The following is a 682-nucleotide window of genomic DNA, read 5'->3' as shown; positions in this document are numbered from 1 at the left end:
GTGCGGGGGTGCTGGTGGCGGGCGCCGTGATCGCGGCGGCGGCGGTGCGCAGACCGTCGCCGGACTGCAAGCGGCCGGAGTGCCTGCGGCAGGGCGGCGTCACGGCGCCACCGCTGGAGGGAGAGCCGGTGCGCAAGAGGCTGCCGTAGCCGCCGCGCGACCGGGCCGGGGGGCGCTGCCGGGCCTGGCGTGGCGGGCGTGGCCGGCCTGGCGGGCCCGGCCAGGTAGTGGTCGTGGTCCGGCTTGACGTGGTGGTGGTCGTGGTCCGGTCCTGGCTGGCGGTGGTCGTGGTCGGGCCTGACGTGGTGGTGGTCGTGGTCCGGTCCTGCCCTGCGGTGGTCGCCGTCCCGGGTAGGTAGGTCATGGGCTGGTCGGCGTCCGGCACGGCCTGGAGTGGCCGCCGTGTGGTCCGGCTTGTGCCGGCCGTCGTCGCGTCCGCCCGGGCTCTGAGGTTGTCACGGTCAGGCCCCGGCCCTGTCGGTCTCGGACGGGCCTGCCTCGGCGGGGTCGGCCGGGGCCGGCTCCGTGTGGCGGTCGCACCGGCATGGCCGGCATGCGGCCCTGCGGGGCAGTCGTCCGGTCGATCTCCCCGCCCGCTGCGCCGCAGCGGACGGCATGGCGCAGACTTGACCTCATGTCCATTCACGAGAACCTTCTCGGGGGCCCGCCCCCGACCCACCTC

Annotated in this window: 1 protein-coding gene; it reads left to right on the top strand. The window is 76.5% G+C overall.

Going from position 1 to position 682, the window contains the following annotated elements; genetic code table 11:
• The first annotated feature begins 233 nt into the window (after window positions 1-233).
• Entirely contained in the window at window positions 234-359 is a 126-nt protein-coding gene (locus C1J00_RS47790; protein WP_281262811.1) for a hypothetical protein, read from the top strand.
• Window positions 360-682: the final 323 nt, after the last annotated feature.

Source organism: Streptomyces cahuitamycinicus, from assembly GCF_002891435.1.
Taxonomy (GTDB): Bacteria; Actinomycetota; Actinomycetes; order Streptomycetales; family Streptomycetaceae; genus Streptomyces; species Streptomyces cahuitamycinicus.
The sequence above is the reverse complement of the archived record's forward strand: the minus strand, read 5'-3'. Positions and strand labels throughout refer to the sequence as shown.